Here is a 24,282-nt window from a genome sequence, read left to right on the forward strand (position 1 = left end):
CCGGCTTGAAGACGATCTGGCTGGGCATGCAGCGCATCATGGATTTCGCGGCTGGAATCAAATATGCCAAATATGCCAAATATGCCAGGGAGATGCCGGACACGTAAAGTTGTGTGTAATGGGATGCGTTCAGTGTCAGTGCTGGCGTGAGAGAAGAGACCGAGGGCTTGATCTACCTCACAAGGTCGATGCCTTCAGGATGGGTGCAAGCTGCCTCGGTCTCGTGCGATGGGAGCTAACCATCACGAGGTTCAAGATACAAGGATGGGTAGAAGAACGGCCATGGCACGACGCTGACGATTGGCGCAGAGGCTGATTGGCCGTGAAACCCATCGAACCACTACACTACGCCTGACTGAGGTTTCCCCAAAACTTCGTCTTCCAAGGGTGACGTAGAATGACGGTCACATAAGGTTGATTTCATCAACTCAACCGAGGCCGCTGGGATCGCCGACTTGCCGTTGGCGCCCACCGCTGGCCTGACGCCCAGCGGGCCGAATACAACTCGGCCATCCCAGAGGTCGGCTCTCTCATTTGGCATCAACCCACAGGAACATGCGCCATGCGTAAAACCCTCGTCGCCCTGATCCTCGTCGGTCTCTCCGCGCCGACCGCGGCCGAGCAGATCGGCAGCGTCGCCACCAAGTTCAAATGGATGGGACCGAACGACAAAATCGTCATCGAGGTCTTTCAGGACGAACTCATCCCCGGTGTCGCCTGTTATCTCAGCCGCGCCAAAACCGGCGGCGTCTCCGGCGCAGTCGGCATCGCCGAGGACACCTCGGATGCCTCGCTCGACTGCGTCCAGATCGGCCCCATCGACTTGCCGGACGATGTGCGCTCGGGCAAGCGCGACGGTGAGGATGTGTTCAAGAAGCGCACCTCGATCCTATTCAAGACGCTTCAGGTCGTCCGCTTCTACGATGCGCCGCGCCATGCGCTGGTCTATCTGAGCTATAGCGACCGGATCATCGAGGGGTCGCCGAAGAACAGCGTCACGGCGGTTGCCATCCAACCCTGGACCAAGGCCGCCGCGCCGACCCAGTGAACCCTTACCTGAACCAAGCCTCCCGTGTCAGGGCGGGTCGATGTGTCGCAAGCCCGGGCTGAGAGCGTCACCGCCCGGATCGGCACCGACCCGGAACCGCCAGGCGAATCGACCGCGACCGTCCCCGCGAACAACGGCGGACACATCGGAAACCAATCCTCAATCCAACCCCATTTGCGGATAAAATCCCAAGTCTGCTTTCTATCCCAATGAGGTTTACCGGTGGCGCCAGAGAACATGCAACAACCCGCAGGCCGGCCAGACACCAAGCGCGCGCCGATCGTCTGGGAGACGCCCGCGGCTGACCGCTACCGGGACATCCTCTATCAACAGGCCGAGCGGATCGCGAAGATCACCATCAACCGCCCCGAGGTGCGCAACGCCTTTCGCCCCCAGACGGTGCGCGAGCTGATCGACGCCTTTCATCGCGCCCACCTGGACCCCGAGATCGGGGTCATCGTCCTGACCGGCGCTGGCGATCTGGCCTTCTGCTCGGGCGGCGATCAGCGGATTCGCGGCGACGCGGGTTATCAGGACGAGTCCGGCGTGGAACATCTGAACGTGTTGGAACTGCAACGCCAGATCCGCACGCTGCCCAAGCCGGTGGTCGCCATGGTCGCGGGCTATGCGATCGGCGGCGGGCATGTGCTGCATCTGATCTGCGACCTGACGATTGCCGCCGACAATGCGCGCTTCGGTCAGACCGGCCCCAGGGTCGGCAGTTTCGACGGCGGTTTCGGGGCCGGTCTCATGGCCCGGACCGTGGGGCTCAAGAAGGCCAAGGAAATCTGGTTTCTGTGTCGTCAGTACGATGCCCGCGAGGCGCTCGCCATGGGCCTGGTCAATACCGTCGTGCCCCTGCGCGAACTGGAGTCCGAGACGGTTGATTGGTGCCGCCAGATGAACCGGCTCTCGCCGACCGCGCTGCGCGTACTCAAGTCGTCCTTCAACGCCGACACCGACGGGCTGGCCGGGATTCAGGAACTCGCGGGCAACGCCACCGCGCTTTTCTATACCACCGAGGAGGGGCAGGAGGGACGCAATGCCTTTCTTGAAAAACGCGAGCCCGATTTTCATCGGTTTCCGCGGCGGCCTTGAGACTTGCGGCATGTGCTCATGAGTATCGACGACGAGCGAAAATTGTCGGGCGTCCGGATGACCTTGCTGGATGCCCTGGCCCAGACTGCGGCTCCGGATGTCGATTTCGAGCCGCCGCGAGCAACGGGGCTTGTACGTCCGATGGCGCGCGACGCACTCATTGCGGCAACCGCGCTGGTGCATGGCATGACCGTGGTCACCCGAAATGTTCCCGACTTCGCACCCACTGGCGTACAGATCCTGAATCCCAGGGCGGATGCCTGAAACCCGGAGCGATGCCGCTCCGGTCCAGGTTCGCCGCGCCTCGCTCGCCGACTCATCAACACCGACCATCGACCGCATCATGACCCATACCTCGCAGGCTTGCCTTTCTGTAAAGGCCCCGGAAACGCCCTCGCACTGGACGCGCTGGATTTCCGCCGCGCGCCCCAAGACCTTGCCGCTGACGCTGTCTCCCGTGATCGCGGGCATCGCGCTCGCCTTTGCCGAGACGGGACAACTGGCCCCGCTGGCGGCGCTCTGCACCCTGCTCGCGGCCATGCTGATCCAGATCGGGACCAATCTGCATAACGACGCGGCGGACTTCGAGCGCGGCACGGATACCGCCGAACGTCTCGGTCCCCCGCGCGCGACGGCCCAGGGTTGGTTCAGCGCGCGACAGGTCAAGACCGCCGCGCACCTGACGTTCGCGCTCGCCTTTCTGCTGGGGCTGACCCTGATCGCGCGCGGCGGCTGGCCGATCCTGCTCGTCGGGTTGACCTCGCTCGCCGCCGGCTATGCCTATACCAGCGGTCCGCGACCCATCGCCTATGGCCCTTTCGGCGAGGTTTTTGTCCTGCTCTTTTTTGGCATGGCGGCGGTGGGCGGCAGTTATTATCTTCAGACCCTGACTTTCGGCTGGCGGCCGCTATGGCTGGGTTTCGCGCTCGGACTGCCCGCCGCCGCCGTGTTGCTGGTGAACAACTACCGCGATCTGGAGACCGATCGCGCGGCCGGGCGCCGGACCCTCTGTCATTACCTCGACCGTCCGCGCGCGCGGATTCTGTATATGCTGCTGCTGCTGGCGCCGGTCCTCGTCCTGCTGACGGCGGATCTCCCCGGCGCTGCTTGGCCGCTGCTCGCCGCCCTGCCGCTGGCCGCGTTCTTGAGTCTCCAACTCTTTCGCGGTGCCCGTGGCGAGCCGCTCAATGCCCAACTCGCCCGCACGGCGCTCTTTCAGTCCTTGCTCGTCGTGCTGTTGATCGTCGGTTTTCTGCTCCCTGGATCGCCGTGATCGAGCGACTTCAAGTCAGCCCCTATGAATTGCCGCTACACCGCATTTGGGAAAGTGCCCGAGGCGGTTTCGTGTGGCGCAGGGGCTGGCTGATCCAGGCGAGCGCCGAGGGGCTGCATGGCTATGGCGATTGCGCGCCGCTGCCGGCCGCCGGCACCGAAACGCCCGAGGCGGCCTGGGAGGCGCTGCGTCAGGCGCAGGCTTGCGCGGCGTCCCGGTCGGCGGAGACCCTGCTGGATGCGTTGGCGCCGGTGTTGGCGGCGGCCCCCGCCGCCCGTTTCGCCCTCGAATGCGCCCTGCTCGATCTGGCCAGCCGTCGCCGGGGAGTTCCGTTGCGGCACGGACTCTCCGAATGCGCGCGCGACGAGGTTCCGGTGAACGCCATGCTCGGCCCTCTCGGGACGCTCGCCCCAGCCGATCTCCAGACGGCCTGCGACGCGGGATTCAAGGTCTTGAAGATCAAGGTTGGACTCCAGGATCCGACCGCCGAACTCAAACATCTGGTCGAACTCGCCCGCCATCTGCCGCCCGGCATCGGGTTGCGGCTCGACGCCAACGGCGCCTGGGAGCTGGACGCGGCCAGACGCCTGATCGACGGGCTGAACCCACTCCCCATCGAATCGCTCGAAGAACCCCTGCGAGAGCCCGACGCCGACAGGCTGGCGGCGCTTCAGACCGGCGCGGCCTTTCCATTGGCGCGCGACGAATCGCTGCATGGCCCGTTGCATAGACGGCTCGCGGACCTTGATCCCGCCACGCTCGGCGTGCGGCGCATTGTCCTCAAACCGGCCGTGGTCGGCGGTCTGGCGCGCACGCTCACGCTGTCGGCACGCGCCAGGGCGGCGGGGGTCGAGGTCGTCGTCACCAGCCTGGTTGAAAGCGCGGCGGGTCTGTGGCCGACCGCGCAACTGGCCGCCGCCATCGGCAGTCCCATCCCTCACGGACTCGCGACGGCGGACTGGCTGGACGCCGATCTTGGCCCCGCCCCGCGCCCGCGGCACGGCCAGATCGATCTGCCTCGGACGGCGGGCTCGGGATTCGATCCATCCCCATGAACGCGAGCCTGGATCCCGAAGTCTGGTCGGTCCTGCGACTGATCCTGCAGGTCGCTTTTTTCGTGGCCGTGTTCGCGCTGCTCAAATCCATGTATGAGGTCCGCGAAGTCGCCCGATTGCGGCATCTGGCCAAACCGACGGGCGCCTATCGGATCCCGACGATCATGCTGATCCTGTTGTTTCTCGGTCTCTTGCTCTATCAGGCGACCTGGCAACTGACCGGCGTCTTTCGGCCTCAGTTCATTACCTTCATGCAATTGCACGACCGGCGCGCGTTCAATCCGGCCCACTGGATTCAACGCGGACGGATTCTCGACCGCCGAGGCGAGGTGCTCGCCTACAGCGAGGAGATTCTCGGCAAGGTCTACCGGATCTATCCCGACGGGCCGGCGTTCTCGCCGGTGGTCGGCTATACGCAGCCAATGTTCGGGGCGACCGGGATGGAGGCCGTGGCGACCGTCCATCTGAATGGCGGCACGGCCGTGAGTCTGGAAAACTGGAGCGAATTGGGCCGGCAACTGGTGATCCAAGAGAAGCGCCCGCGCGGACAGGATCTGACCCTGACGCTGGACGCCGACCTGCAACGCCTCGCGGTCGAACGGCTCGGCGAGCGCCGGGGCGCGGTGGTGCTGCTGAATCCGCGCGATGGCGCGGTTCGCGTGCTGGCGAGCGTCCCCTCCTACGATCCCAACCAGATCACCCCAGCGCTCTTTCAGGGCGGCGATCCCGGCTCGCCCTTGCTGAACCGCGCGACCCAGGGGCTCTATCCGCCGGGCTCCACCTTCAAGATCGCCCTGGCCAGCCTGGCGCTCGAGCAGGGCTTCACCGGCACGCTCGACTGCCCGGCGGACGGTTTCACGACCTCCGCTCGCTACCGCCGAATTCGCGATCACGAGTATTACACGGCGCGCAACAACGGCACGGTCTGGAAGGGGGGCGGGCGGCTGGATCTGACGCGGGCGCTGGCAAAATCGTCCAACGTCTTTTTTGCGCAACTCGGGGTGCGGTACGGTCACGACGCCTTCGACGCCATGACCGATCGGTTCCAGCTCAATCGTCAGATCCGGCTCCATGAGAGTCCTTACGGCGTCTGGTCGATGCGCACCGGTCAAGCGCCGCGTCTCGATCGCTCGGATCAATACGGTCTGGCGCAAATGTCCATCGGGCAGGGGCGCTTGCTGGTGACGCCGGCCTACATGGCCGTCATGGCGGGCGCGGTCGCCAACCAGGGACTGGCGATGACGCCCCGGCTGATCGAAGGCGAGCCGCCCAGACCGCTTGCCCGCTTCATGAGCGAAGCGGTCGCCGGGAAGCTCGCGCCCATGCTGCGCAAGGTTGTCACGGAGGGGACGGGGCGCGGCATCGACCAGCCGACCCTCGCCATCGCCGGCAAGACCGGCACCGCGCAGAATCCGCAAGGCGATTCGCACAGTTGGTTCGTCGGTTTCGCCCCCGCCGAGCGTCCGGAGTTGGCGGTCGCCGTGCTGGTCGAACAGGGGGGGTATGGTTCCGCGGTCGCGGCTCCGATCGCGCGGGATCTGCTGCTGCGCGCACAGGCGCTTGGGTTGATTCGCGAGTAGACGATCTCCGGGTACTCTAGGCGCGTACCGACTGCTGATCATGCCGACAATGCCGTTTGATGCAACTCATGACATAGTGAACGAGGGTGGCGCCGACGGCGAGGAAGGCAGCGCCCGTGATCGCGGCGCGCGGCAGGGGCGCGATCATGGATAGCCCGAGCATCAACCAGGTGACGAAAGCGATGACGCTGGTGATCATGAAGATGACGGCAAAAGTCCAGGCCGGGGGGTTGCACTTAGGGCAAAGGTTCATGCTGGATCACTCTCTTAAGGTTCTGGAATGGAACCCGTCGACGCCATCCCTAGACTGACATGGATGTGGCTCGCGGAAAGGACAGTCAGGCTCCGCCTGCCTGATGACACCGAATACCGCGTCTGCTCCGACGACCAAGTGTCTGTGCCAACCTGGCCGATTGCTCAAAACGACGCAAAGCACACTGGACGCCCAGTTAGCTTAGAACTCTTCCCGATGGAAAGCGCATTGAAATGGGTCAATCTCCACAAATAAAGACGTCCGGCGAGGACCGGCCAAGGTCGCATGACTGACTGCGGCGAGTCACGCCAACGGCTCGCGCGGATCCTGGCGGCGGCGCTCCAGTCGGTCGAGGGCCGGGCGGCGGTACGTCGCGCGCTGGCCGCCCGACCGATCGCCGAACCGGCCTGGCTCTGCGCCATTGGCAAGGCGGCGGAGTCGATGGCGCTGGGTGCCTGTGACAGCCTGGGCGCAACCTGTGCTGGCGGATTGCTGATCACCAAGTCCGGACACCTGAACCAGTCCCGGCTCGGGAGCCTTGGGATCGAGTCCCTGGTCGGCGGCCATCCGGTTCCCACCGCCGCCAGCCTGGACGCGGGCGCGCGACTGCTCGCCGCGCTCCGGGAGGCACCGACCGATGCCACCCTGCTCTTTCTGCTCTCGGGCGGGGCGTCGAGTCTGGTCGAGGTGCCGGTTGCGGGGTTCGATCTCGCGGATCTGCAACGTCTGAATCGCTGGTTACTCGGCAGCGGACTGCCCATCGAGGACATGAATCTGGTCCGTAAGTCGGTCTCGCGGATCAAGGCTGGCGGATTGCTTGGATACCTTGCAGACCGCCCCATCCGACAACTGGCGATCTCCGATGTGCCTGGCGATCGTCCCGGCGTCATCGGCTCGGGTCTGTTGACGCCCGAGCCGGATCTGGCGCGGCGCGCGCGTCATTTGGATCTCCCCGACTGGCTGGCGGACTGGATCCGGCATGGCTTGATCGAGCGCGCCAGCGCCGACCGCCTGACTCCGGCGACTCCGCCCGACCGCCCACCCGCCATGGAACTAGTCGCCACCCTGACAACCGCCATGAACGCGGCGCTGGAGGCCGCCCGGCGGGAAGGCGTGACGGCGTATCGACACGAGTCGCTGGTTCAGGGCGATGCCGTCGAGCGCGGTCGATCGCTGGCCCGTGCCCTGATGGAGGGTCCGCCCGGCCTGCATCTCTGGGGCGGAGAGACGACCGTGCGTCTGCCGGAATCGCCTGGGCGCGGCGGGCGCAACCAGCACCTGGTCCTGGCGGCGGCGGTCGAACTCGCGGGCCGGGACGACTGTCTGCTGCTGAGCGCGGGAACCGACGGGACCGACGGACCCACGAACGATGCCGGCGCCCTGGTCGACGGCGGAACCCTCGGGCGCGCGCAACTGGCGGGCCTCGACGCGCTGGATTGTCTGGAGCGCGCCGATTCGGGGACTTTTCTGGAGGCGAGCGGCGACCTGATCGACACCGGACCGACCGGCACCAATGTGATGGACCTGATCCTGGGACTGAAACTGTGACCGAAACCCTGAGCGAACCCAGCAGCGGCGGACATCCGACCGCCTCCCCCGACCGTCGCCCCGACACGCTCTTCGACCTCGCGGCCCGCTGTCTTGGCGAGCCGGATCCCACGCGCAAACAGGCCCTGACGCGGCAGGTCGCGGCGGACTGGCTGGCCGGTCGGCTGGAAGTGGATGCCACGCGCGCCAGTCCCGTCGCCGAGCGTCCGGGTCGCCCCGCGCGCCTGGAACTGGTCCCACCCCGCCAGTTGAAGGCCCGCAAGCTGACCAGTCGGGACGGTCGCGCGGCCATGATCCATGCCGTCGTCCATATCGAGTTCAACGCCATCAATCTGGCCTGGGACGCCGTGCAGCGATTTCGGGCGATGCCGCGCGCCTTTCTGGACGATTGGGTGCGGATCGCCGCCGAGGAGGCCGAACACTTCGGTCTGATGCGCGAGCGACTTCAGGATCTGGGCTACGACTACGGCGATTTCCCCGCGCATGACGGGCTCTGGGAAATGGCCCGGCGCACCGCGCACGATCCGCTGATTCGCATGGCGCTGGTGCCGAGGGTGCTGGAAGCGCGCGGCCTGGATGTGACGCCAGGGATGATCCAGCGTTTTCAGGGGGCTGACGATGCCGAGACGGCCGCCCGGCTCGGGGTGATTCTGAGCGAGGAGGTCGGGCATGTCGCGGCGGGATCGCGCTGGTTCCGTGCCCTCTGCGATCAGCGTCAGCTTGTGCCCGCGCCGACCTATTTCGCGCTGCTCGACACCTACATGACCGGCGACATTCGCGGCCCGCTCAACCTGGAGGCGCGTCGCCGCGCCGGTTTCGACGCGGACGAACTGGAACGGCTTCAGACCTTTGGTCAGCCATGACGCCGATTCGATCCTTAGGCGGTTAGAGATAATCTAATCGATCAACCCCAAAAGGCGTCGGCGTCAGCCCCAGCCGCGCGAAGCTGTCGTTTTCGGTACAGACGTTGCCTTCCATCAGCATCTGGATCTGATCGCGCGAGATCGGGAACCAGGAGTACCGATCGAAGACTCCGGCCACAGCTTGGACCGCCAGCGCCGGGGCGGGCACCATCAGCTTGGTCTTGCCGGACGCGGCGGCGATGGTGCTCAGGATCGCCTTCCAGGTGTACCGCTGGGGACCGCACAGGCTATAGGTCTGGGACTCGGTGCGCGGCTCGGCCAGGGCGATCACGAAAGCCTTGGCCACATCCTCGACGCTGACCGGCGCCAGTTCGAATGTGCCTGCGCCGGTGGGCAGCAGGCCCTTGAAAAAGAGCGGCGCGGGCATGGGGCTGTCGATGATGTCCTTCTTGAGCTGCGAACAGAATTCCATGCGCCCCTGGGGATCGCCGAAGATCACCGAGGGCCGGAAGATGGTCCAGCGCAGCGACGAGATCTTGAGCGCTAACTCGGCCTGATATTTGGTGCGCTGATACGGCGTGCCGTCGGCGTGAATCCCGTTCGCGCTCATCAGCAGGAAGCGCCCCACGCCAGTCGCCTGCGCGGCAGCAATGGTGTCGACCACGCCCTGATGCTGAAGCGCCTCGAAGGTGATGCCGCGCGCGGGAAACTCGCGCAGGATGCCAATCAGATAGATCACGGCATCGGTGCCGGCGAGACAATCGGTCAATGTCGCGGAATCCCCGACATGCCCGTGGACAATCTCGCAGTCGGCGATCTGCTCGATCTTGCCCTCGCTGCCTGGACGCACCAGCAGCCGCGGTAGATGACCGGCGGCGATCAAATGCCGCACGAGGTGGAAGCCAACGAATCCGGTACCGCCAATCACTGCAACTTTCATGATGAACTCCTGAGCGATGACGTTAACCGCGTCCGGCGCGAGATGCCCTGTGGCGGGTCGCCTGAGCCCTGGAGTCGCTCATGGCGGTCGGCGAGACGCGGTTGAAGCGGGAGGTCTTTCAAACATAAGGTCTGAACAACGTCAGTCAAGACAGTTCGTCGACATCGCACGGGGTGCGCAAGGAGAAACCGGAAGCGGGAGTCAACGGGCGGCGGTCTGTGCCGCGTGCAGAAGCGGTGGGCGCACGGGCGCCAGACTCAGAATGTGTTGACGGCGCAAACGGCGGACATTGCGGCCCGCGGCCGTGAACACCTCGCGGATCGCCTCGCCGGCGGTCTTGCGCGCGTCGCGCACGACGACCTGACGACCGGCACCGACCTTGGCGCTCAATTCGCAGCGGACGCGGTGCCCGTGCAGCGGGTCGAACTCTTCTTGAATGGTGACCTGGGCATCGACCTGCCCATCGGGAAACCGGGCCGCGAATTTCATGGCCTCGGATTCGATCTGACGACGGATATCGGCATCCAGTGCGAGCGTATCCCCGCCTATCTTCATGAGCATGCTTGACTTTCTCCATGGGCTCGACCGAATTCCGCGTTCTTTGCCGCGTTTCAGGGATCGAGTGGAACGGATGAGGGCGCTATCGCCTCGATGGATTGTGTCGCCGGGGTGTCTCAGGGAGCGGAAGGCGCGGGACGAGACCTGGCGCGACGGTCGAATCATGGCGGTCGATGACTCAAAAAGCAAGGCTGGAAAGCGCTTTCATGCGAAATCACTCGAACAGGTCGCGGAACGCCCTCGCGAATGTCTTGTAGGCATCCCAGCCGTCCCGGTCCATGACCTGATCGATCACCCAGCGGTTTTCCTGGCTGACGCCCATCAGTGCCTGGATCTCGAATCCCAGGTGACGCAGCAGCGCATAGCTCGGGCCGTCGGCGTCAAACTGAAATTCGGCATATTCGCTCGAACGTGCGTTCAACCGGGCGATGAAGGGACCGCCATAGTCGCCGGGTCCGAGCAGATCCTGGCTGTTGTCCTGGACATGCCCGAAGACTTTCCTGGCGAACTCGGTAATCAGGATCCGGCGATCCTCGTCGTGCAACGAACCGTGCGAAAGCCGGTCGGCGATCTGGATCAGGAACACCAGATATTCCTGGATCACCAGCAGACGCTGTTCGTCGCTCGCATAGACGAAACGTTCGCAGTGCAGATTGATCGCCTTTTCCATGGCGATTCGCCAGGCGATGAACGCCAGCGCGCTGGCGATCTCCGGGAGCGAACGCTCCCGTTCCTCGTTCTGCCAATGGCTCTTGATACGCAGCGCCATGCAATCCTCCAGTGTGATTTTCAGAACAATGGCGTTATAAACTTTCGTTGACCTTCGCCATTCACCTTCGTGACAATCGTCGAGTCGTTAATTCAGTTCGAAGATGCTTCCATGATGACTGCCGTCGAACGCACGATCCCGCCCCTGCCAACCATCCGGGAAGTCAAGCCCGGCAGTTTCATCTTCGCCCGCACGCTGGCCTTGCCGCCGGCCTTTTGCGCGGCGGTGATCGAGCGCTTCGAGGCGCATCCCGAACATCAGTACGCGGGTCGCGTCGGACAACTGCGCACCGAGGATCCCGGCATCAAGCGCACCACCGATCTGGTCGTCAGCAACAAGCCCGACTGGAAGGACGTGGACCAGATGTTCTTTCGCTCGCTGGCGGCAGCGATCAAGGAGTTTCGCGAGACCTTTCCCTATTTCAAGGGGCCATTCAAGGACGAAGGCTATCAGGTGCAGCGTTATCTGCCCGGCGAGTATTATCACTGGCACATCGACAGCGGCAGCCATGAACTGAGCCAGCGGCAACTGGTCGCGCTCTGGTATCTGAACGACGTGCCGGGGCCGGGCGGGGAGACCGATTTTCTGCATCAGGGGGTCAGCGTGCGGCCCGAATGCGGCACGCTGGTGCTGTTCCCGCCCTTCTGGACCCACGAACACCGCGCCGCGACCCTCCGGACCGGCGCGAAATACATCGCGACCACCTGGGTGATCTTCGCCTGATGACCGACACCGCGCCCACTCTGCTCGCCATCCTCGAACTCGGCGGCTATCCGAACCTCGCGCCGCTCTACCGCTCGCTGGGTTTCGCGGTCGAGATCGTGAACTCGCAACGCAAGGCCCAGGCGGCGCTCAAGCGTCATGTCCCGGACGTGATCGTGACCGAGTATAACTTCCAGTCCGATTTCCGCGACCGCAGCAGCAATCTGGAGACCCTGATGGCGCGTTTGCAGCGGCATCCCGAGGCCAAGGTCATCTGCTTCTATCCGAGCGAATTCCAGCAAAAGTTCGACGCCATGACCGCACGTTTTCCGATTTTCGCGGCCATTCCCTTTCCGATCGATCCCGGTCGGGTCGAGGATGCGTTGCGACGCGCTCTCGGCTAACGTCGAGCCGCTGTCACGTCCGGGCGTCCCTTGGCACATGATCCGTCACGGCGGGACCGACATAGAGCTGGCGCGGTCGGGCAATCTTGTTGCCCAGCGTTTGCGACTGTTCCCACCAGTGGGCGATCCAGCCCGGTAGCCGACCCATCGAGAACATGACGGTAAACATGTTGGTCGGGATACCCACCGCGCGCATGATAATGCCGCTATAGAAATCGACGTTGGGATAGAGCTGGCGGTCGATGAAATAGGGATCCTCCAGGGCGATTTCTTCCAGCCGACGGGCGATGTCGAGCAGCGGATCCTGGACCCCGAGCGTGGGCAGCAGACGCTCCGCCACGTTCGCCAGCATCCGCGCGCGCGGGTCGAAATTCTTGTAGACCCGGTGGCCGAAGCCCATCAGACGCACCTTGCTGTCCTTGTCTTTCGCCATGCGCACGTAGTCTTCCGGGCTGATGTGTCCCCGGTGGATCTGATCCAGCATCTCCAGCACGGCGACATTGGCCCCGCCGTGCAGCGGTCCCCAGAGCGCGCAGACACCCGCCGCGCAGGCGGCGAAGAGATTGGCCTGACTGGAGCCGACCATGCGCACGGTGGAGGTCGAACAGTTCTGCTCGTGATCGGCGTGCAGCAGCAGCACCAGATTGATGGCGTCGCGCACCACCGGCTCGCAGAAATGCTCCGCGTAAGGCTGCGAGAACATCATGTGCAGAAAGTTGGGCACATAGCGCAGGGCCGGATCGGGATAGATATAAGGCTGCCCGATGGAATGGCGATAGGCATAGGCGGCGATGGTGCGGATCTTGCTGATGAGTCCGGCGGCGGCGACCCGAAAGTGCTCCTCGTCTTCCAGATCAAAGGACTCCGGATGGAAGCAGGAGAGCGCGTTGATCATGGCCGAGAGGATGGCCATCGGCGGGGCCGAGCGCGGGAAGCCCTCGAAGTGGTGCTTCATGCTCTCGTCGAGGTTGGCGCAGGCCGTCAGATCGGTGGCGAACGCCTGATATTCCGCGTCGCTAGGTAGATGTCCGAAGATCAGCAGCCAGGCCACCTCGACAAAATTCGGCCCCTGCTCGAACTGCTCGATGGGGATCCCGCGATAGCGCAGGATCCCGTTCTCGCCGTCAATGAAGGTAATGGCGCTCTGACAACTGCCGGTGTTGCCATAGCCAGGGTCGAGCGTGATGTATCCCGTCCGCGCCCGCAGATCCTGGATATCGATGGCGCGCTCGCCCTCGGTGCCTTCGCGGATGGGAAACCGGTACTGCTTGTCGTCCAGGATCAGGGTCGCTTCGGCGGACATGGTTCAGATCTCCGACACCACTTTATCGTAGAAACCCAGGAAATCGTCCGGGGTGGGGCCCTCGCGCCACTCGATGGCGGTGCGCGGATGTTGGTTGAGCTGGCCGGTGATGTTGTAGGGGATGGATGGTCCCCAATCCAGTTCCCGGCGCAGGGGCAGCAGATAGTTCTGGATCATCTCGATGACCGGCCGTACCTCGAATTTAGGGTTGCGCAGGAAGCCAAGCAAGATCTCGGTGTGACAATTGCCCGCGCCGCGACCGAAACCGAACATGGTGGCATCGACCCGGTTACAGCCCAGGATGATGGCCTCAATGGTGTTGGCGAAGGCCAGTTGCAGGTTGTTATGGGCGTGGATGCCAATCTCCTTACCGGTCCCTTCCAAGGCCGCCGTATATTTCCGGTAGAGCCGATCCACTTGCTCACGATAGAGATACCCGAAGCTGTCGACGATCACCATGGTGGTGGCCGGGGTGGGCGCGATGGCCTCCAGGACGGTATCGATTTCCTCCTCGGTGATGTTGGAGACGGCCATCAGGTTCGAGGTCGCCTCGTAGCCCAGTTCGGTGGCGTGATGGATCATCTCCACCGCCTCCGAGACCTGGTGCGCATAGTAGGCGACACGGATCGTCGAGAGCGGGCTCTCGGCGGCGGGAACCAGTTGGGTTTCCCAATCGCTCTTGCCGGCGTCGGCCATCGCCGCAAGCTTGAGCCCGGTCTTGACCGGATCGTGATCCCCCACCACACGGCGCAGATCCGCCTCGTCGCAATGACGCCAGGGACCGAACTTGTCCTTGGGGAAGACCTTCGGCGAGTTCTTGTAGCCGATCTCCATGTAGTCGATGCCGGCCTCGACGCAGGCGCGATAGGCGGCTTTCACGAAATCGTCGCTGAATTGATGGGCGTTCACCAGCCCGCCGTCCCGGATGGTGCAGTCGAGCACCTTGAGTTCGGGTCGGAAGGTGATCCAAGGGGCCTTTTCGGACATCGATTTACTCCGCGCGGTCATTGAGTGGAGCGTCAGGATCCGAGGATGGCGCGCGTCGCAAGTCCGTCTCCTCGCACTCCCCGGGAGGAAAATGGCTGGGATGAGGGAATGGCGGCGCGAGACAGGAAAAACGTTCGAGCGGCATCCTGACACTTGTCGAGCTATTTTGAGCCCAAGGGGCCGTCCGAGCAAACGGATGTGAAAAGGCGGCCCGGAACAGGATGGAACGCGACCGCAATCCGCCGGTCATCCAACCGCAATCAAGTCGACGCGTGGCCGCCACGGAATGGTCACGCCCAGGCGCTATGCTGCATCGGATTTTCGCCAACCGACTTTGGTGATGGGCCGCGACGCCGCATCGCCGGGAGCCACACTCTGAACACGCCAGCGACCACGACCACAGCGACCAAGGCGACCCCGACGCTTGCCGACCGTATCGACCAGAATGTCTTCAACGCGATTTATTCGCGCGCGCTGGTCTATAACACCTGCTGGGAGGATCCGGCGGTGGACCGGATCGCGCTCAATCTCACGCCCGATGACACCCTGCTGGTGATCACCAGCGCCGGCTGCAACGTGCTCGACTATGCCCTGACCGGACCCCGGCGCATCCACGCGGTCGACGCCAATCCGCGTCAGAACGCCCTGCTCGAACTCAAGATCGCGGGCATCCGCCGCCTGGATCACGCGGATTTCTTCGCCGTCTTCGGTCACGGCTATCACCCCGAATTCCGCGAGATCTACCGCGACGCGCTGCGCGCCGAGCTGTCGCCCTCCGCGCTCGCCTTCTGGGACCGGCGCGCGGCCTGGTTCGGCAATCCGAACGGCAGCTTCTATTTCCATGGCCTGTCCGGCATCGTCGCACGTCTCTTCCAGACCTATCTGAAGGCGCGTCCGCGCCTGGCCGCCAGCGTGCGGGAGCTGTTCGAGACCAGCACGCTCGACGATCAGCGCCATGTCTACGACACGCGGGTGCAGCCCCTGATCTGGACCCCGAGCGTTAACTGGACGCTCTCGCGCCAGCTCACCATGAGCATGCTTGGGGTGCCGCATCCGCAACGCAAGGAGGTCCAGGCCCAGCACGCGCACGGGGTCGCCGGATTCGTGCGCGAGTCGATCGAATACGTGTTTCGCCAATTGCCGCTCTCGACCAACTATTTCTGGTCGGTCTATGTGCGTGGACGCTACAGCGAGCAGTGCTGTCCCGAATATCTCAAACGCGAGAACTTCGCGGCGCTGAAGGCGGGGCTGGTCGACCGGATCGAACTGCACACCTCGACCGTCACCGACTTCCTGCGCGACGGCAAGGAACCCATCTCGCGCTTCGTGCTACTCGATCACATGGACTGGATGAGTTCCTACTATCCAGAGTCGCTGGAGGAGGAATGGCTCGCCATCCTGTCGCGGGCGACCGCCAATGCCCGGATCATCTTCCGCAGCGCCCATGCCGCCCCGACCTATCTCGATCGGATCGAGCTGGGCGCGACCCGCGCGCGACTACGCGACCATCTGGAATTTCATCCCGAGCTGGCGCGCGAACTCAGTCTGCTCGACCGCGTCCACACCTATGCCGGCTTCCATATCGCCGACGTGCGCGCATGATCGCCGACGATGCCCGAGTCCTCTACCGCCTGCTACGCGGACAACCGCGGCGCGGCTCGCACGCCGAGCGGCTGCAAGCCTTCTATGGCCCGCAGGCCGGAGATTACGACCGCTTCCGCGAGCGTCTGCTAAAGGGGCGCGACGACTTGGTGGGGTTGCTCGATCCGCCGCCGGGGTCGCGGATTCTCGAACTGGGCGGCGGCACCGGCCGCAACCTGATGTCGTTCGGGGCACGGCTCGACGGCTTCGCCAGCGTCGAACTGGTCGATCTCTGTCCCGCGCTGCTGGAGCAGGCGCGCAAGCGGACCGCGGGCATGGCGAACGTGCGCGTGATCGAGGCCGATGCCACCACCTATCGGCCGGACATCCCGCCGGATGTCGTCTATTTTTCCTATGCGCTGACCATGATTCCCGACTGGCGCGGGGCCATCGTCAATGCGGTCGAGATGCTGCGTCCGGGCGGAACGCTCGGCGTCGTCGACTTCTATGTGTCGGACGCCGCCGGCGGACCGGGCACGGTGCGTCACGACGCCTTCACCCGCTGGTTCTGGCCGCATTGGTTCGGACACGATGGCGTGCATCCGAACCCCGAGCATCTGCGTCTGCTGCGGCACTTGCTCCCCGCTCATGACGTGCGGGAACACCGCGCACCGGTGCCCTATCTGCCCGGCCTGCGAGTGCCTTACTATCTGTTTGTGGGACGGCGTTCAGGCGCGGCGCCCGGCTGACGACCCTCAAGGCGAAGCGGCGGATGCTTGCTCACGCTCGCTCGTCGGACAACACCTTCATCACCTCATCGCACCACTTGAGTGTCTCCAGGTAGGTGCGCGCGTATTCGTCGGTGGGGATGCCGCCATGATCCAGCGCCTCCCAATGGCCCTGCTCGTACTCGATCACCTGTTGGAGCAGCTCCCCCTGGGGGCCTTCCCGGTCCAGCAGGGCCAGTTTGATCGGTAGACTCAGACTCAGATGATCGAGCAGGTCCGGCATCTCGCTATCCAGAAGCGCGTCGAGAATCGACAGCAGACCCACGATGAACATCTGGTGCTGGATCTCGGGCAAAAAGCGTTCGGCCAGCCGCTCGCACATGCGGGCTCGGATCATGCCGGTGACGATCAACTCGCGTGGCTTGCCGTTGGCCACCTGCCCCATGAGAATCAGACGGGCCCAGTCCCGGATGCGTTTGAGACCGATCAGGGTCAAGGCCTCCCGCAGCGATTCGATCTCGCGCCGCCGGGCGAAGGTCGCGCTGTTGACGTAGCGCAGCAGTTTGTAGGTCAGAACCACATCCTGGGCGAGAACGCGCTCCAAATCCCGTAACTCGACATCAGGATCCTCCAACTGCTGAATCAATCGCAGCACCACCGCTTGGTTGGAGGCCAGGCTTCGCTGTTCGATGGTCTTCGGACGGCAATAGAAAAAGCCCTGAAAATAGTCGAATCCCAGTGCTTTGCAACCTTCATGGAGCGCCTGGGTCTCCACCTTGGCCGCCACCGCGCGCGCGCCATACGCATGCGCGAGATCAATCCGTCGCCGAAGCCAATCCGGATCATGGTTGAGTACATCGAGCTTGATATAGTCCGCCATCGCCAGCAAAGTCCCGGCATTGGGGCGGTCGGCGAGATTGCCGAAGGAGAGTTTGTGACCCGCCTCCTTGAGCCGGGTCAGACCCGCGATCACTTGTTCGTCCGGCTCCACGTCGTCCGGCAGTTCCAGGACCACCTGCCCCTCGAAGAAAGGCGACAGGGACTCGTCCACGACCAAACGGCGTGTCATCCTCACAAACGCAAGCGCGCTGCCCACCAAGGTGTCGAGACCGATATGCAAAAAGCTCGCGAGAATCACCGACAATGACGCCAGATCCATATCCTCAATCCGGGCGCGCTCCGCGCAGGCGTGACGGTACCGGAGTTCGTAGCCGACCACCCCCATGTCATGGTCATAGATCGGCTGCCGGGCGATCAAAAAATCCTGTGTATCGATGCTGTCGCGTAAATCGGTCATGGTCGTCTCCGAACGGGAGCGATGGCTGGGGTAGCGCGATTGGATCCGGGTTGTCGAACCGCCGATCGCGGCGGGCGTTTGGCGAGGCAGGCAAGGTTTGGCATCGACCGGATCATGGCTTTCATGTCACGCACTGGCGCGCGATTCGCTGTATCCGCACCGTTCGCGCCACACTGTCAATCTCAAAAAACAGAGTTTAAACAGTTCAATGTGGATCCAACACCGACGCTTTTTCAGCCTCGCGGCGGCGGTCGCTTTCACGCTTCCGTCGGCTTGGGCGGCCAATCCGCCGGCGCTATCCGCCGCGTCCTCAGAAAACGGACGACCGGCAGAGATGACGCTGGCCACGTACCGCACCCTGTCGGCGAGCCAGTCCCGTCATTATGACCGTACGCAGGATATTTCTCCCCGGCAGATGCTCATTCTGCTGGAGGTGTCCGAGCGCACCGGGGCGAATCTGGGACAGGCACTCGCGACCGGCGAGATGGAAAGCGCCGCGACCTGGAACGACCACGTCCGCCCCACGCTGCAAAATGGCAGCCTGGGATCGGCGACTGGGGTCTGGCAGTTCCAACCCGCGACCTTCCACGGCATCCTCAAACGCTTCGGCACGCAACTGCTGGCGGCGAGCGAGGCCGCCGCGGACCGCGAACGACTGGATCTCGGGGATGGCCCGTTTACCGACGCGACGGTGCGCCGCATGATTCAGGACACGGTGGACGGCAAGCGGGACGAGAGCGACGAGGAACTCCAGCTCCTGCGTCACAATTTCGCGGTGCTAGCCTTTGCGAAACACTACCTCAGTCTTGACTCTGGTGCCACCACGCCGGAAGAAGATTATCTGTATCACTTTCTGGGGGCGGGACAGGGCCGACGGGTGCTGGCACTGGCACGAGGCGAGGCGCGCGATACCCTCTGCGTCAAGCCGGTCGAGGTGCCCGTTCCGTTTCCCGACACCGCGCTGGCACTGGCGGCCGACCTCGGCGAGCGAACAACCATAGGTGCGCAAACCGCCCGACAGACCTTGCCGTCGGCGCACCTCGAACCGATTTCGCGGTCGACGGTTACCCTACAAGAACGACGTCCGGTGTCGTTGCTGCGGGGACTGGAAAGCCGGCAGATGCACATAGCGAGCACCGACCGACGCACCACGGTGACGGTCGGAGGAACCCTGGCAAAACCAACGGCGATCCTCGAACCCGCGCTGTTCTCCTCGCGCGAATTCTCGATCCAACCGTCGATTTCAGCCGAGTGGGGGCTGCCCGCCGACTCGCCCACCGTGACGGGCAACCCGGGGATGTTCTATCGCGACGGCAAAGGACAAAGCCAGCCCTATACCTGGGCGGAGTTCATGGAGCATCTGGCCAGGCGCGTTCGGGCCGACCGCCAGCCGGCGCTGGTGAGGGCCAAATATGGGGTCGGGTTCGATTTGAAGGGAGGCGATCTGCCGGAGCAGGCATTCAATCCGCAGCAGACCTCTAAAGCCGCCGAGTTTTCCCATGAGAACGGCGCGACCGCGCGGTTGCCCGAGACGCTGCTGACCAGCACCCTGAACCAGGATGAAACCCGGCAGTACCGACAGCGCCTCGCCGCCTTGATCAGCCAAGGCGAGGAGCGACCGCTGGAGACTCTGCCGCCGGAGACCCTGTCCGCGCTCCAACACCTGCGGATGCTGCCCCCCGGCGCGGACGCGTCCCATCCGGCGGTGCGGCAAGCTTTGCACCGTTTCCGCGCACTGGTCGGCAAGGACGCGCCGGACGACCCGGCGCAGGCCAGCCGGCTGATGCCCGCCGAACGGATTGCGCTCGAACTCTATGATCAGCGTCTCGCCAGATATACCGCCCTACAAACTCGCCAGCAGACAGCCTTGGGCGATGCCCCGGATCTGAACCGCATCAAAAAAATGCCGGCGAGGGCGCGACGGTCAGCCGCTGTTCACCTGACGACGGTGCAGACGGCGCTGGCCGAGCAGGGACTGCTGACACCGCCGACCCGAAAGTCCGTCTGGCGCGACAAAAAACGCAAGAAGCATGTGAGCTACAAAACGCTCCCTTTCGCCGGCGCGCCAGACCAGGCGACCGTGGCGGCGCTCGACGCCTTCCAGTGGCGCCAGGGCCTGCGGAAAACGGGGGGCGTACTGGATGCGGTGACGCTGCGCCTGCTGGGCCTGCCGCCGTTGGAGCCTGAAATCGTCCTGCCCCTGTCCGGCCCGCAATGCGTCATCGTGGCCGAGGCGAATCCGCTGTGCGCGCTCCCGACCGAATGTCAGTGGAGCGATTTTGACGACCTCATCCCGCCCCGACCGTGTTCCTTGCAAATGAATTGAGCCTCCGGTCGTCCCGCCGCCTTGCGCGGCGGTCTCTTCTCGCCTCGTCCGGATGCTGGACGCGCGCGGAGCGACCCTGTCGGCGCGAATCGGGAGAGGCGGTGCGCCGAAAACCTCAAGACGGCGAATCCGATGCCGCCAGCAGGGCCATCCGTACCAGTTCAGCCAGCGAATCGGCGCGCATTTTCTCCATCACACGCGCTCGATGGGCTTCGACGGTCTTCGCGCTGACCCCGAGCGCAGCGGCGATTTCACGATTGGATTTGCCATCGGTCACCATGGTCATGACCTCGTGCTCGCGCGGGGTCAGTTCCGCCAATCGCATGGCGATATCGGCCTTCGCGGAGCGGCTGGCTCGATGTTTCCGATCGAACTCCAGGGCGTTGTGGATGCTGCGTAGCAGATCCTCATCGTGGAAGGGTTTTTCAATGAAATCCACCGCGCCCGCTTTCATGGCCTTGACCGCCATGGCCACGTCGCCATGACCGGTGATGAGGATCACCGGAAGCCGATAGCCCTGGCGTGCCAGATAACCCTGCAATTCCAGTCCACTCATGCCGGGCATCCGCACATCCAGCAACAGACAGCCGGCGCGGCCGGGGTAATAGCTGGCAAGAAAGACATCGGCGGACTCATAGGTCTGTACCGACATTCCGGTCGATTCGATCAGCCATTGCAGCGACGTGCGCATGGCCTGGTCATCGTCGACGACGAAGACGGTCGCATCGGTGGTCATATTCGTTCAGGTTTCCAGTCGCTCGGTTTGGCCGCCCTCGGTCTCCCGGATGGGGGACGAAAGCGGCAGGGTCATGTGAAAAGCCGATCCGCGACCCAGTTCCGACTCGGCCCAGATCCGCCCCTCATGGTTCTCGACGATGGTCTGGCTGATCGCCAGCCCCATCCCCATCCCGCTCTTTTTCGTGGTCACAAAGGGGTCGAACAGCCCCGCGAGACGTTCCCGCGCGATCCCCGGTCCCGTATCCTCGACCACCACCCAGGCGTCGCCGTCACGTGTCCCGGTGCGGATCCGCAACCGACGCCGATCTTCTGGCTGCTCTTCCAGCGCATCGAGCGCGTTGCCGACCAGATTCAGAAGCACCTGCTCGACCTGAACCAGATCGACCTGGACCGGAATGGCCGCCGAGGCCAAGTCAAGCTGCATCTGGATGCCGAGCCGGTTGGTCTCGAATTCCAGGAACGACATGACTTCCCGCACCAGATGATTCAAGTCTGTCCGCGCGCGCACGGGCGGCTGCTTACCGACCAGCGCGCGCAACCGCTTGATGATCTCGCTCGCGCGCTGGGCCTGCGCCGTGATCTGACTCATGGCGCCGACCAATTCCGCGGTCTGGCCCGCGCCGCCCTGCAGGCGTCGGCTGCAGCCGTTGGCATAGTTGACGATGGCCGACAGCGGTTGGTTGAGTTCATGGGCCATGCCGGTGGCGACCTCGCCCATGGTGCTGAGCCGGCAGACATGGACCAGTTCGGCCTGATGCTGACGGGATTCCTGCTCGGCACGGCGCACGGCGGTGATATCGCGGGCATAAATATTCACGTAGCCGAGATCGCGGATCGGTGCGAGCAGCAGCGAATAGACCTGACCCGAAAGGTCGAGTTCCCGTTCCAACGGCTGGCCGGTCCCCAATGCCAGCGCCACCGCGTCGCACCATTCCTCGGGCAGGCGAACGCCTGGATCCGTCTCCCAGGCAAGCAGCAGCGGACGACTGGCGTTGTTGGCGTAGACGATCAGTCCCTCCGCCGTCACGCGCATGATCGGGTTCGGGCTTTCGCTCGCGAAACGGGCCAGGCTCTTGATCTCCTGTTCCGCCAGCTTGCGGCTGGAGATGTCATGAATGTACAGCGTATAAAAACGTTCATCGTCCAACTCGATCGGCGCGATGGAGATTTCCACTGGAAGCTCCGCGCCATCCGTGCGCAGGGCGATCAATTCGCCGCGCCCCTGGGGCTTGCGATGCAGATGACGGGAGCGGTCAAGTAGGCGCTTGAAAGCGGGGCGGGCGACATCGGGCAGAAACCGCTCCGCGAAGGACGCCCCGATCGCCTCCTGACGCACCTGACCGAAGACCCGCTCCGCCGCCGGATTGAATTCGATGACCTGGCCGGCGTGGTCCAACGTCACGATGGCATCCAGAGAAGCCTCCATCATCGCCGCCTTGAGCGCCTCGCTCTCGCGCATCGCGGCCTGATGCTGACGGCTCATCTCCTCGCGGGCGGTGAGCACCAGTTGCGTGAAATGTTGGATCCAATCCTCCAGCAGCAGGAGCTGGTTACCCGCGCGATGAAAACCGGGCTCCGCGATTCCGAGCGCCCGCTGAGAGAAGCGGGTCATGCGTTTGAGAACCTTATTCAGACGCGAGGACACCAGATAAATGACGGCGGTAAACACACTGATAAAGACCGTGGCCGCGATGACGCGCTGACGGCGCTCAAAGATGCGCACATGACGCGACATCCTTTCCACCACGGTATGCGGCACAAAGGTCGCGAAGAGTGGGTTGGAATCGGCCCCCTCATACTCGGCCAGGGATTGGGAGGTGATCACATAGGCGTCGTCCCAGTCGCTCAGCAGACTGCCCGGAATCAAGGCGTCCGCATCGACGCTCGCCACGATCCGCTGGTCGTCGCTATCGACGAGCGCGACCGCCGCGCGACCGACGTCAAGCCCGCGCTGCGAGGCGGCCAGAAAGGCTTCATCGACCGGAACCAACACAATCAGATAGCCCATGGCATAGCCGCCGGCGTCTTCGACCGCATCGCTGTTCATCAGATAGAGTCGGTCACCGACGCGCTCAATCACTGAAAGCACCGCACGCCGGTCCAGGAATTGCGAGTTCACGCGGGTCGCGATCTCTTCCGGCAGCGGATCCTCTCCGGCCTGAAAGACTTCCCGCACCCGCCCCCGTGAGTCCGTCAACAGCACATGACTTGGCGGACTCAGCACGGCGGGCTCGAAAACGTCCGGCAGCCAGTGCGGACGAAATTCCTTATAAACGACCGGGGCGAGCGTCTCGTTCTCGGACCAGAACAAGGGCTCCAAATACTCGGAAAGACGTCGGTGATTGGCGAGCAGCCGCGTCATCGCGCTGTAACTCGACAGATGACGGTCAAAACGAATCAGGCTCTCGCGCGCGCGCAGATCGAGCTGGATCCGTAATTCCTGTGCAAAGATTTTGTCGACCTGGCGGCTTTGGATCTGATCGAGGATGCTCCAGACCGCGATACCCGCGACCAGGCCGATCAGAATTGCGATCCATGGCATGGGCAGCCGTCGCAAAAGCTTAAACAAAAGTGGTTTAATAAGGATTCGTTTCACCATAACGGCTTCCGTCCGAAGCTATCGATCATCAACCATTCGGCAGTAGAAACCATGGAATTCGACGTTACCCTTGCCAAGCAGCCTTCCCTCTTCCGGCGCCTCGGCGCGATGTTCTACGATAGCGTACTGTTGCTGGGCATCCTGATGCTCGCCACCGCCATCGTCGCCATTCCCTACGAGATCGTCGCTGGCGCAAAAGTCTATGAAGCGACACTCCCACTCGCCCTGATGCGTCTCTATCTACTCGTCGTCATCGCGGCATTCTACGTCTACTTCTGGATGCGTGGCGGTCAGACGCTTGGCATGCGTGCCTGGCGTTTCCGGGTCATCGGCGACGATGGCGCAAATCTGGGGTTCGGCAGCGCGCTCCAGCGCTTCGGCTGGGCCATTCTCAGTCTGCTGCCGGCGGGTCTTGGTTTCTGGTGGAGCCTGATCGATCGGGACCGGCTCACCTGGCACGACCGCAAGTCGCACAGCCGGCTCGTGATGCTGGAGAAGAACGCGGGGAAGGCGTCCTGAAACCGACGACGGGCAACCGGCGGATCGTACGTCGCCGGTTGCCGGTTGCCGCTTGTCGTTGCGACCGAGGTTCCCCCCGTTTGTGTTTTCCAGGAGCGACGGATCCATCAGGG

23 protein-coding genes are annotated in these 24,282 nt (G+C 63.8%); 14 read left to right on the plus strand and 9 right to left on the minus strand.

What is annotated here, in order from left to right; all coding sequences use genetic code 11:
- Positions 1 to 562 precede the first annotated feature (562 nt).
- The 6 genes from CCR95_RS05580 (at position 563) to CCR95_RS05605 (ending at position 6,054) form a co-directional block, all read left to right on the plus strand.
- The gene (locus tag CCR95_RS05580) at positions 563 to 1,048 is read left to right on the plus strand and encodes a CreA family protein (RefSeq protein ID WP_201092644.1); all 486 of its coding nucleotides are present in this window, start codon (positions 563 to 565) and stop codon (positions 1,046 to 1,048) included.
- Between the two features lie 237 nt (positions 1,049 to 1,285).
- Positions 1,286 to 2,146 (plus strand): 1,4-dihydroxy-2-naphthoyl-CoA synthase, encoded by an 861-nt coding sequence (gene menB / locus CCR95_RS05585; protein WP_201092646.1) that lies wholly within the window; start codon positions 1,286 to 1,288, stop codon positions 2,144 to 2,146.
- Between the two features lie 18 nt (positions 2,147 to 2,164).
- Positions 2,165 to 2,410, plus strand: coding sequence for a PIN domain-containing protein (locus CCR95_RS25165; protein ID WP_242523074.1), 246 nt, complete (start codon positions 2,165 to 2,167; stop codon positions 2,408 to 2,410).
- A 79-nt stretch (positions 2,411 to 2,489) separates the two neighbouring features.
- Complete coding sequence (locus CCR95_RS05595; protein ID WP_201092724.1) at positions 2,490 to 3,419, plus strand: 1,4-dihydroxy-2-naphthoate polyprenyltransferase; 930 nt, start codon at positions 2,490 to 2,492, stop codon at positions 3,417 to 3,419.
- Positions 3,416 to 4,474 carry an o-succinylbenzoate synthase gene (gene menC / locus CCR95_RS05600; RefSeq protein ID WP_201092647.1) on the plus strand — a complete coding sequence of 353 codons (1,059 nt, stop codon included), beginning with the start codon at positions 3,416 to 3,418 and terminating at the stop codon, positions 4,472 to 4,474. Before CCR95_RS05595 ends, menC begins: the two co-directional genes overlap by 4 nt.
- Positions 4,471 to 6,054 (plus strand): peptidoglycan D,D-transpeptidase FtsI family protein, encoded by a 1,584-nt coding sequence (locus CCR95_RS05605; RefSeq protein WP_201092648.1) that lies wholly within the window; start codon positions 4,471 to 4,473, stop codon positions 6,052 to 6,054. The genes menC and CCR95_RS05605 overlap by 4 nt, the downstream gene beginning before the upstream one ends.
- A 16-nt stretch (positions 6,055 to 6,070) precedes the next feature.
- On the opposite strand, the gene CCR95_RS05610 is transcribed toward CCR95_RS05605, so the two are convergent.
- The gene (locus tag CCR95_RS05610) at positions 6,071 to 6,307 is read right to left on the minus strand and encodes a hypothetical protein (protein WP_201092649.1); all 237 of its coding nucleotides are present in this window, start codon (positions 6,305 to 6,307) and stop codon (positions 6,071 to 6,073) included.
- A gap of 285 nt (positions 6,308 to 6,592) precedes the next feature.
- Here CCR95_RS05610 and CCR95_RS05615 point away from each other — a divergent pair, with 285 nt between their 5' ends.
- The gene (locus CCR95_RS05615; protein WP_201092650.1) at positions 6,593 to 7,855 is read left to right on the plus strand and encodes a glycerate kinase type-2 family protein; all 1,263 of its coding nucleotides are present in this window, start codon (positions 6,593 to 6,595) and stop codon (positions 7,853 to 7,855) included.
- Between the two features lie 8 nt (positions 7,856 to 7,863).
- Entirely contained in the window at positions 7,864 to 8,718 is an 855-nt protein-coding gene (locus CCR95_RS05620; protein ID WP_201092725.1) for a ferritin-like domain-containing protein, read from the plus strand.
- Between the two features lie 22 nt (positions 8,719 to 8,740).
- On the opposite strand, the gene CCR95_RS05625 is transcribed toward CCR95_RS05620, so the two are convergent.
- The 3 genes from CCR95_RS05625 to CCR95_RS05635 all read right to left on the minus strand — a co-directional run bounded on the left by CCR95_RS05625 (position 8,741) and on the right by CCR95_RS05635 (position 10,985).
- The gene (locus tag CCR95_RS05625) at positions 8,741 to 9,658 is read right to left on the minus strand and encodes an NAD(P)H-binding protein (RefSeq protein ID WP_201092651.1); all 918 of its coding nucleotides are present in this window, start codon (positions 9,656 to 9,658) and stop codon (positions 8,741 to 8,743) included.
- 201 nt (positions 9,659 to 9,859) lie between these two features.
- Complete coding sequence (locus CCR95_RS05630) at positions 9,860 to 10,219, minus strand: HPF/RaiA family ribosome-associated protein (protein WP_201092652.1); 360 nt, start codon at positions 10,217 to 10,219, stop codon at positions 9,860 to 9,862.
- Between the two features lie 211 nt (positions 10,220 to 10,430).
- Entirely contained in the window at positions 10,431 to 10,985 is a 555-nt protein-coding gene (locus CCR95_RS05635; RefSeq protein WP_201092653.1) for a hypothetical protein, read from the minus strand.
- A gap of 111 nt (positions 10,986 to 11,096) precedes the next feature.
- Here CCR95_RS05635 and CCR95_RS05640 point away from each other — a divergent pair, with 111 nt between their 5' ends.
- Positions 11,097 to 11,708 carry a 2OG-Fe(II) oxygenase gene (locus CCR95_RS05640; protein WP_201092655.1) on the plus strand — a complete coding sequence of 204 codons (612 nt, stop codon included), beginning with the start codon at positions 11,097 to 11,099 and terminating at the stop codon, positions 11,706 to 11,708.
- Positions 11,708 to 12,091 (plus strand): DNA-binding transcriptional response regulator, encoded by a 384-nt coding sequence (locus tag CCR95_RS05645; RefSeq protein WP_201092657.1) that lies wholly within the window; start codon positions 11,708 to 11,710, stop codon positions 12,089 to 12,091. Before CCR95_RS05640 ends, CCR95_RS05645 begins: the two co-directional genes overlap by 1 nt.
- A gap of 13 nt (positions 12,092 to 12,104) precedes the next feature.
- On the opposite strand, the gene CCR95_RS05650 is transcribed toward CCR95_RS05645, so the two are convergent.
- Both CCR95_RS05650 and CCR95_RS05655 read right to left on the minus strand, forming a co-directional pair.
- A complete protein-coding gene (locus CCR95_RS05650) occupies positions 12,105 to 13,394 on the minus strand; it encodes a citrate synthase (RefSeq protein ID WP_201092661.1) in 1,290 nt (429 codons plus the stop codon).
- A 3-nt stretch (positions 13,395 to 13,397) separates the two neighbouring features.
- Positions 13,398 to 14,381, minus strand: coding sequence for an aldolase catalytic domain-containing protein (locus tag CCR95_RS05655; RefSeq protein WP_201092663.1), 984 nt, complete (start codon positions 14,379 to 14,381; stop codon positions 13,398 to 13,400).
- A 153-nt stretch (positions 14,382 to 14,534) separates the two neighbouring features.
- On the opposite strand from CCR95_RS05655, the gene CCR95_RS05660 reads away from it, so the two are divergent.
- Together CCR95_RS05660 and CCR95_RS05665 are read left to right on the plus strand one after the other, a co-directional pair.
- A complete protein-coding gene (locus CCR95_RS05660) occupies positions 14,535 to 15,983 on the plus strand; it encodes a BtaA family protein (protein WP_242523075.1) in 1,449 nt (482 codons plus the stop codon).
- A complete protein-coding gene (locus tag CCR95_RS05665; protein ID WP_201092665.1) occupies positions 15,980 to 16,711 on the plus strand; it encodes a class I SAM-dependent methyltransferase in 732 nt (243 codons plus the stop codon). The genes CCR95_RS05660 and CCR95_RS05665 overlap by 4 nt, the downstream gene beginning before the upstream one ends.
- Before the next feature lie 31 nt (positions 16,712 to 16,742).
- Here the strand turns inward: CCR95_RS05665 and CCR95_RS05670 are convergent, their stop codons facing one another.
- On the minus strand, positions 16,743 to 17,987 hold the full coding sequence (locus CCR95_RS05670; RefSeq protein WP_201092667.1) for an EAL and HDOD domain-containing protein: 1,245 nt from the start codon (positions 17,985 to 17,987) through the stop codon (positions 16,743 to 16,745).
- Positions 17,988 to 18,321: 334 nt separating this feature from the next.
- On the opposite strand from CCR95_RS05670, the gene CCR95_RS05675 reads away from it, so the two are divergent.
- Complete coding sequence (locus CCR95_RS05675; RefSeq protein ID WP_201092669.1) at positions 18,322 to 20,313, plus strand: peptidoglycan-binding protein; 1,992 nt, start codon at positions 18,322 to 18,324, stop codon at positions 20,311 to 20,313.
- 115 nt (positions 20,314 to 20,428) lie between these two features.
- On the opposite strand, the gene CCR95_RS05680 is transcribed toward CCR95_RS05675, so the two are convergent.
- The gene (locus CCR95_RS05680) at positions 20,429 to 21,049 is read right to left on the minus strand and encodes a response regulator transcription factor (protein ID WP_201092672.1); all 621 of its coding nucleotides are present in this window, start codon (positions 21,047 to 21,049) and stop codon (positions 20,429 to 20,431) included.
- A gap of 6 nt (positions 21,050 to 21,055) precedes the next feature.
- Entirely contained in the window at positions 21,056 to 23,593 is a 2,538-nt protein-coding gene (locus CCR95_RS05685) for a PAS domain-containing sensor histidine kinase (RefSeq protein ID WP_201092674.1), read from the minus strand.
- A 108-nt stretch (positions 23,594 to 23,701) separates the two neighbouring features.
- Between CCR95_RS05685 and CCR95_RS05690 the strand changes: the two genes are divergently transcribed.
- On the plus strand, positions 23,702 to 24,169 hold the full coding sequence (locus CCR95_RS05690; RefSeq protein WP_201092675.1) for an RDD family protein: 468 nt from the start codon (positions 23,702 to 23,704) through the stop codon (positions 24,167 to 24,169).
- The last annotated feature ends 113 nt before the right edge of the window (positions 24,170 to 24,282 follow it).

The organism is Thiocystis minor (assembly GCF_016653465.1).
Taxonomy (GTDB): domain Bacteria; phylum Pseudomonadota; class Gammaproteobacteria; order Chromatiales; family Chromatiaceae; genus Chromatium; species Chromatium minus.

Excerpts from the sequence above, each read along its gene's own strand:
- CCR95_RS05615 (WP_201092650.1), top strand. The coding sequence starts at position 6,593 with ATGACTGACTGCGGCGAGTCACGCCAACGGCTCGCGCGGATCCTGGCG.
- CCR95_RS05630 (WP_201092652.1), bottom strand. The coding sequence starts at position 10,219 with ATGCTCATGAAGATAGGCGGGGATACGCTCGCACTGGATGCCGATATC.
- CCR95_RS05680 (WP_201092672.1), bottom strand. The coding sequence starts at position 21,049 with ATGACCACCGATGCGACCGTCTTCGTCGTCGACGATGACCAGGCCATG.
- CCR95_RS05650 (WP_201092661.1), bottom strand. The coding sequence starts at position 13,394 with ATGTCCGCCGAAGCGACCCTGATCCTGGACGACAAGCAGTACCGGTTT.
- CCR95_RS05665 (WP_201092665.1), top strand. The coding sequence starts at position 15,980 with ATGATCGCCGACGATGCCCGAGTCCTCTACCGCCTGCTACGCGGACAA.
- CCR95_RS05645 (WP_201092657.1), top strand. The coding sequence starts at position 11,708 with ATGACCGACACCGCGCCCACTCTGCTCGCCATCCTCGAACTCGGCGGC.
- CCR95_RS05580 (WP_201092644.1), top strand. The coding sequence starts at position 563 with ATGCGTAAAACCCTCGTCGCCCTGATCCTCGTCGGTCTCTCCGCGCCG.
- CCR95_RS05640 (WP_201092655.1), top strand. The coding sequence starts at position 11,097 with ATGATGACTGCCGTCGAACGCACGATCCCGCCCCTGCCAACCATCCGG.
- CCR95_RS05675 (WP_201092669.1), top strand. The coding sequence starts at position 18,322 with ATGACGCTGGCCACGTACCGCACCCTGTCGGCGAGCCAGTCCCGTCAT.
- CCR95_RS05685 (WP_201092674.1), bottom strand. The coding sequence starts at position 23,593 with ATGCCATGGATCGCAATTCTGATCGGCCTGGTCGCGGGTATCGCGGTC.
- CCR95_RS05610 (WP_201092649.1), bottom strand. The coding sequence starts at position 6,307 with ATGAACCTTTGCCCTAAGTGCAACCCCCCGGCCTGGACTTTTGCCGTC.
- CCR95_RS05635 (WP_201092653.1), bottom strand. The coding sequence starts at position 10,985 with ATGGCGCTGCGTATCAAGAGCCATTGGCAGAACGAGGAACGGGAGCGT.
- CCR95_RS05625 (WP_201092651.1), bottom strand. The coding sequence starts at position 9,658 with ATGAAAGTTGCAGTGATTGGCGGTACCGGATTCGTTGGCTTCCACCTC.
- CCR95_RS05605 (WP_201092648.1), top strand. The coding sequence starts at position 4,471 with ATGAACGCGAGCCTGGATCCCGAAGTCTGGTCGGTCCTGCGACTGATC.
- CCR95_RS05595 (WP_201092724.1), top strand. The coding sequence starts at position 2,490 with ATGACCCATACCTCGCAGGCTTGCCTTTCTGTAAAGGCCCCGGAAACG.
- CCR95_RS05655 (WP_201092663.1), bottom strand. The coding sequence starts at position 14,381 with ATGTCCGAAAAGGCCCCTTGGATCACCTTCCGACCCGAACTCAAGGTG.
- CCR95_RS05690 (WP_201092675.1), top strand. The coding sequence starts at position 23,702 with ATGGAATTCGACGTTACCCTTGCCAAGCAGCCTTCCCTCTTCCGGCGC.
- CCR95_RS05670 (WP_201092667.1), bottom strand. The coding sequence starts at position 17,987 with ATGACCGATTTACGCGACAGCATCGATACACAGGATTTTTTGATCGCC.
- menB (WP_201092646.1), top strand. The coding sequence starts at position 1,286 with ATGCAACAACCCGCAGGCCGGCCAGACACCAAGCGCGCGCCGATCGTC.
- CCR95_RS25165 (WP_242523074.1), top strand. The coding sequence starts at position 2,165 with ATGAGTATCGACGACGAGCGAAAATTGTCGGGCGTCCGGATGACCTTG.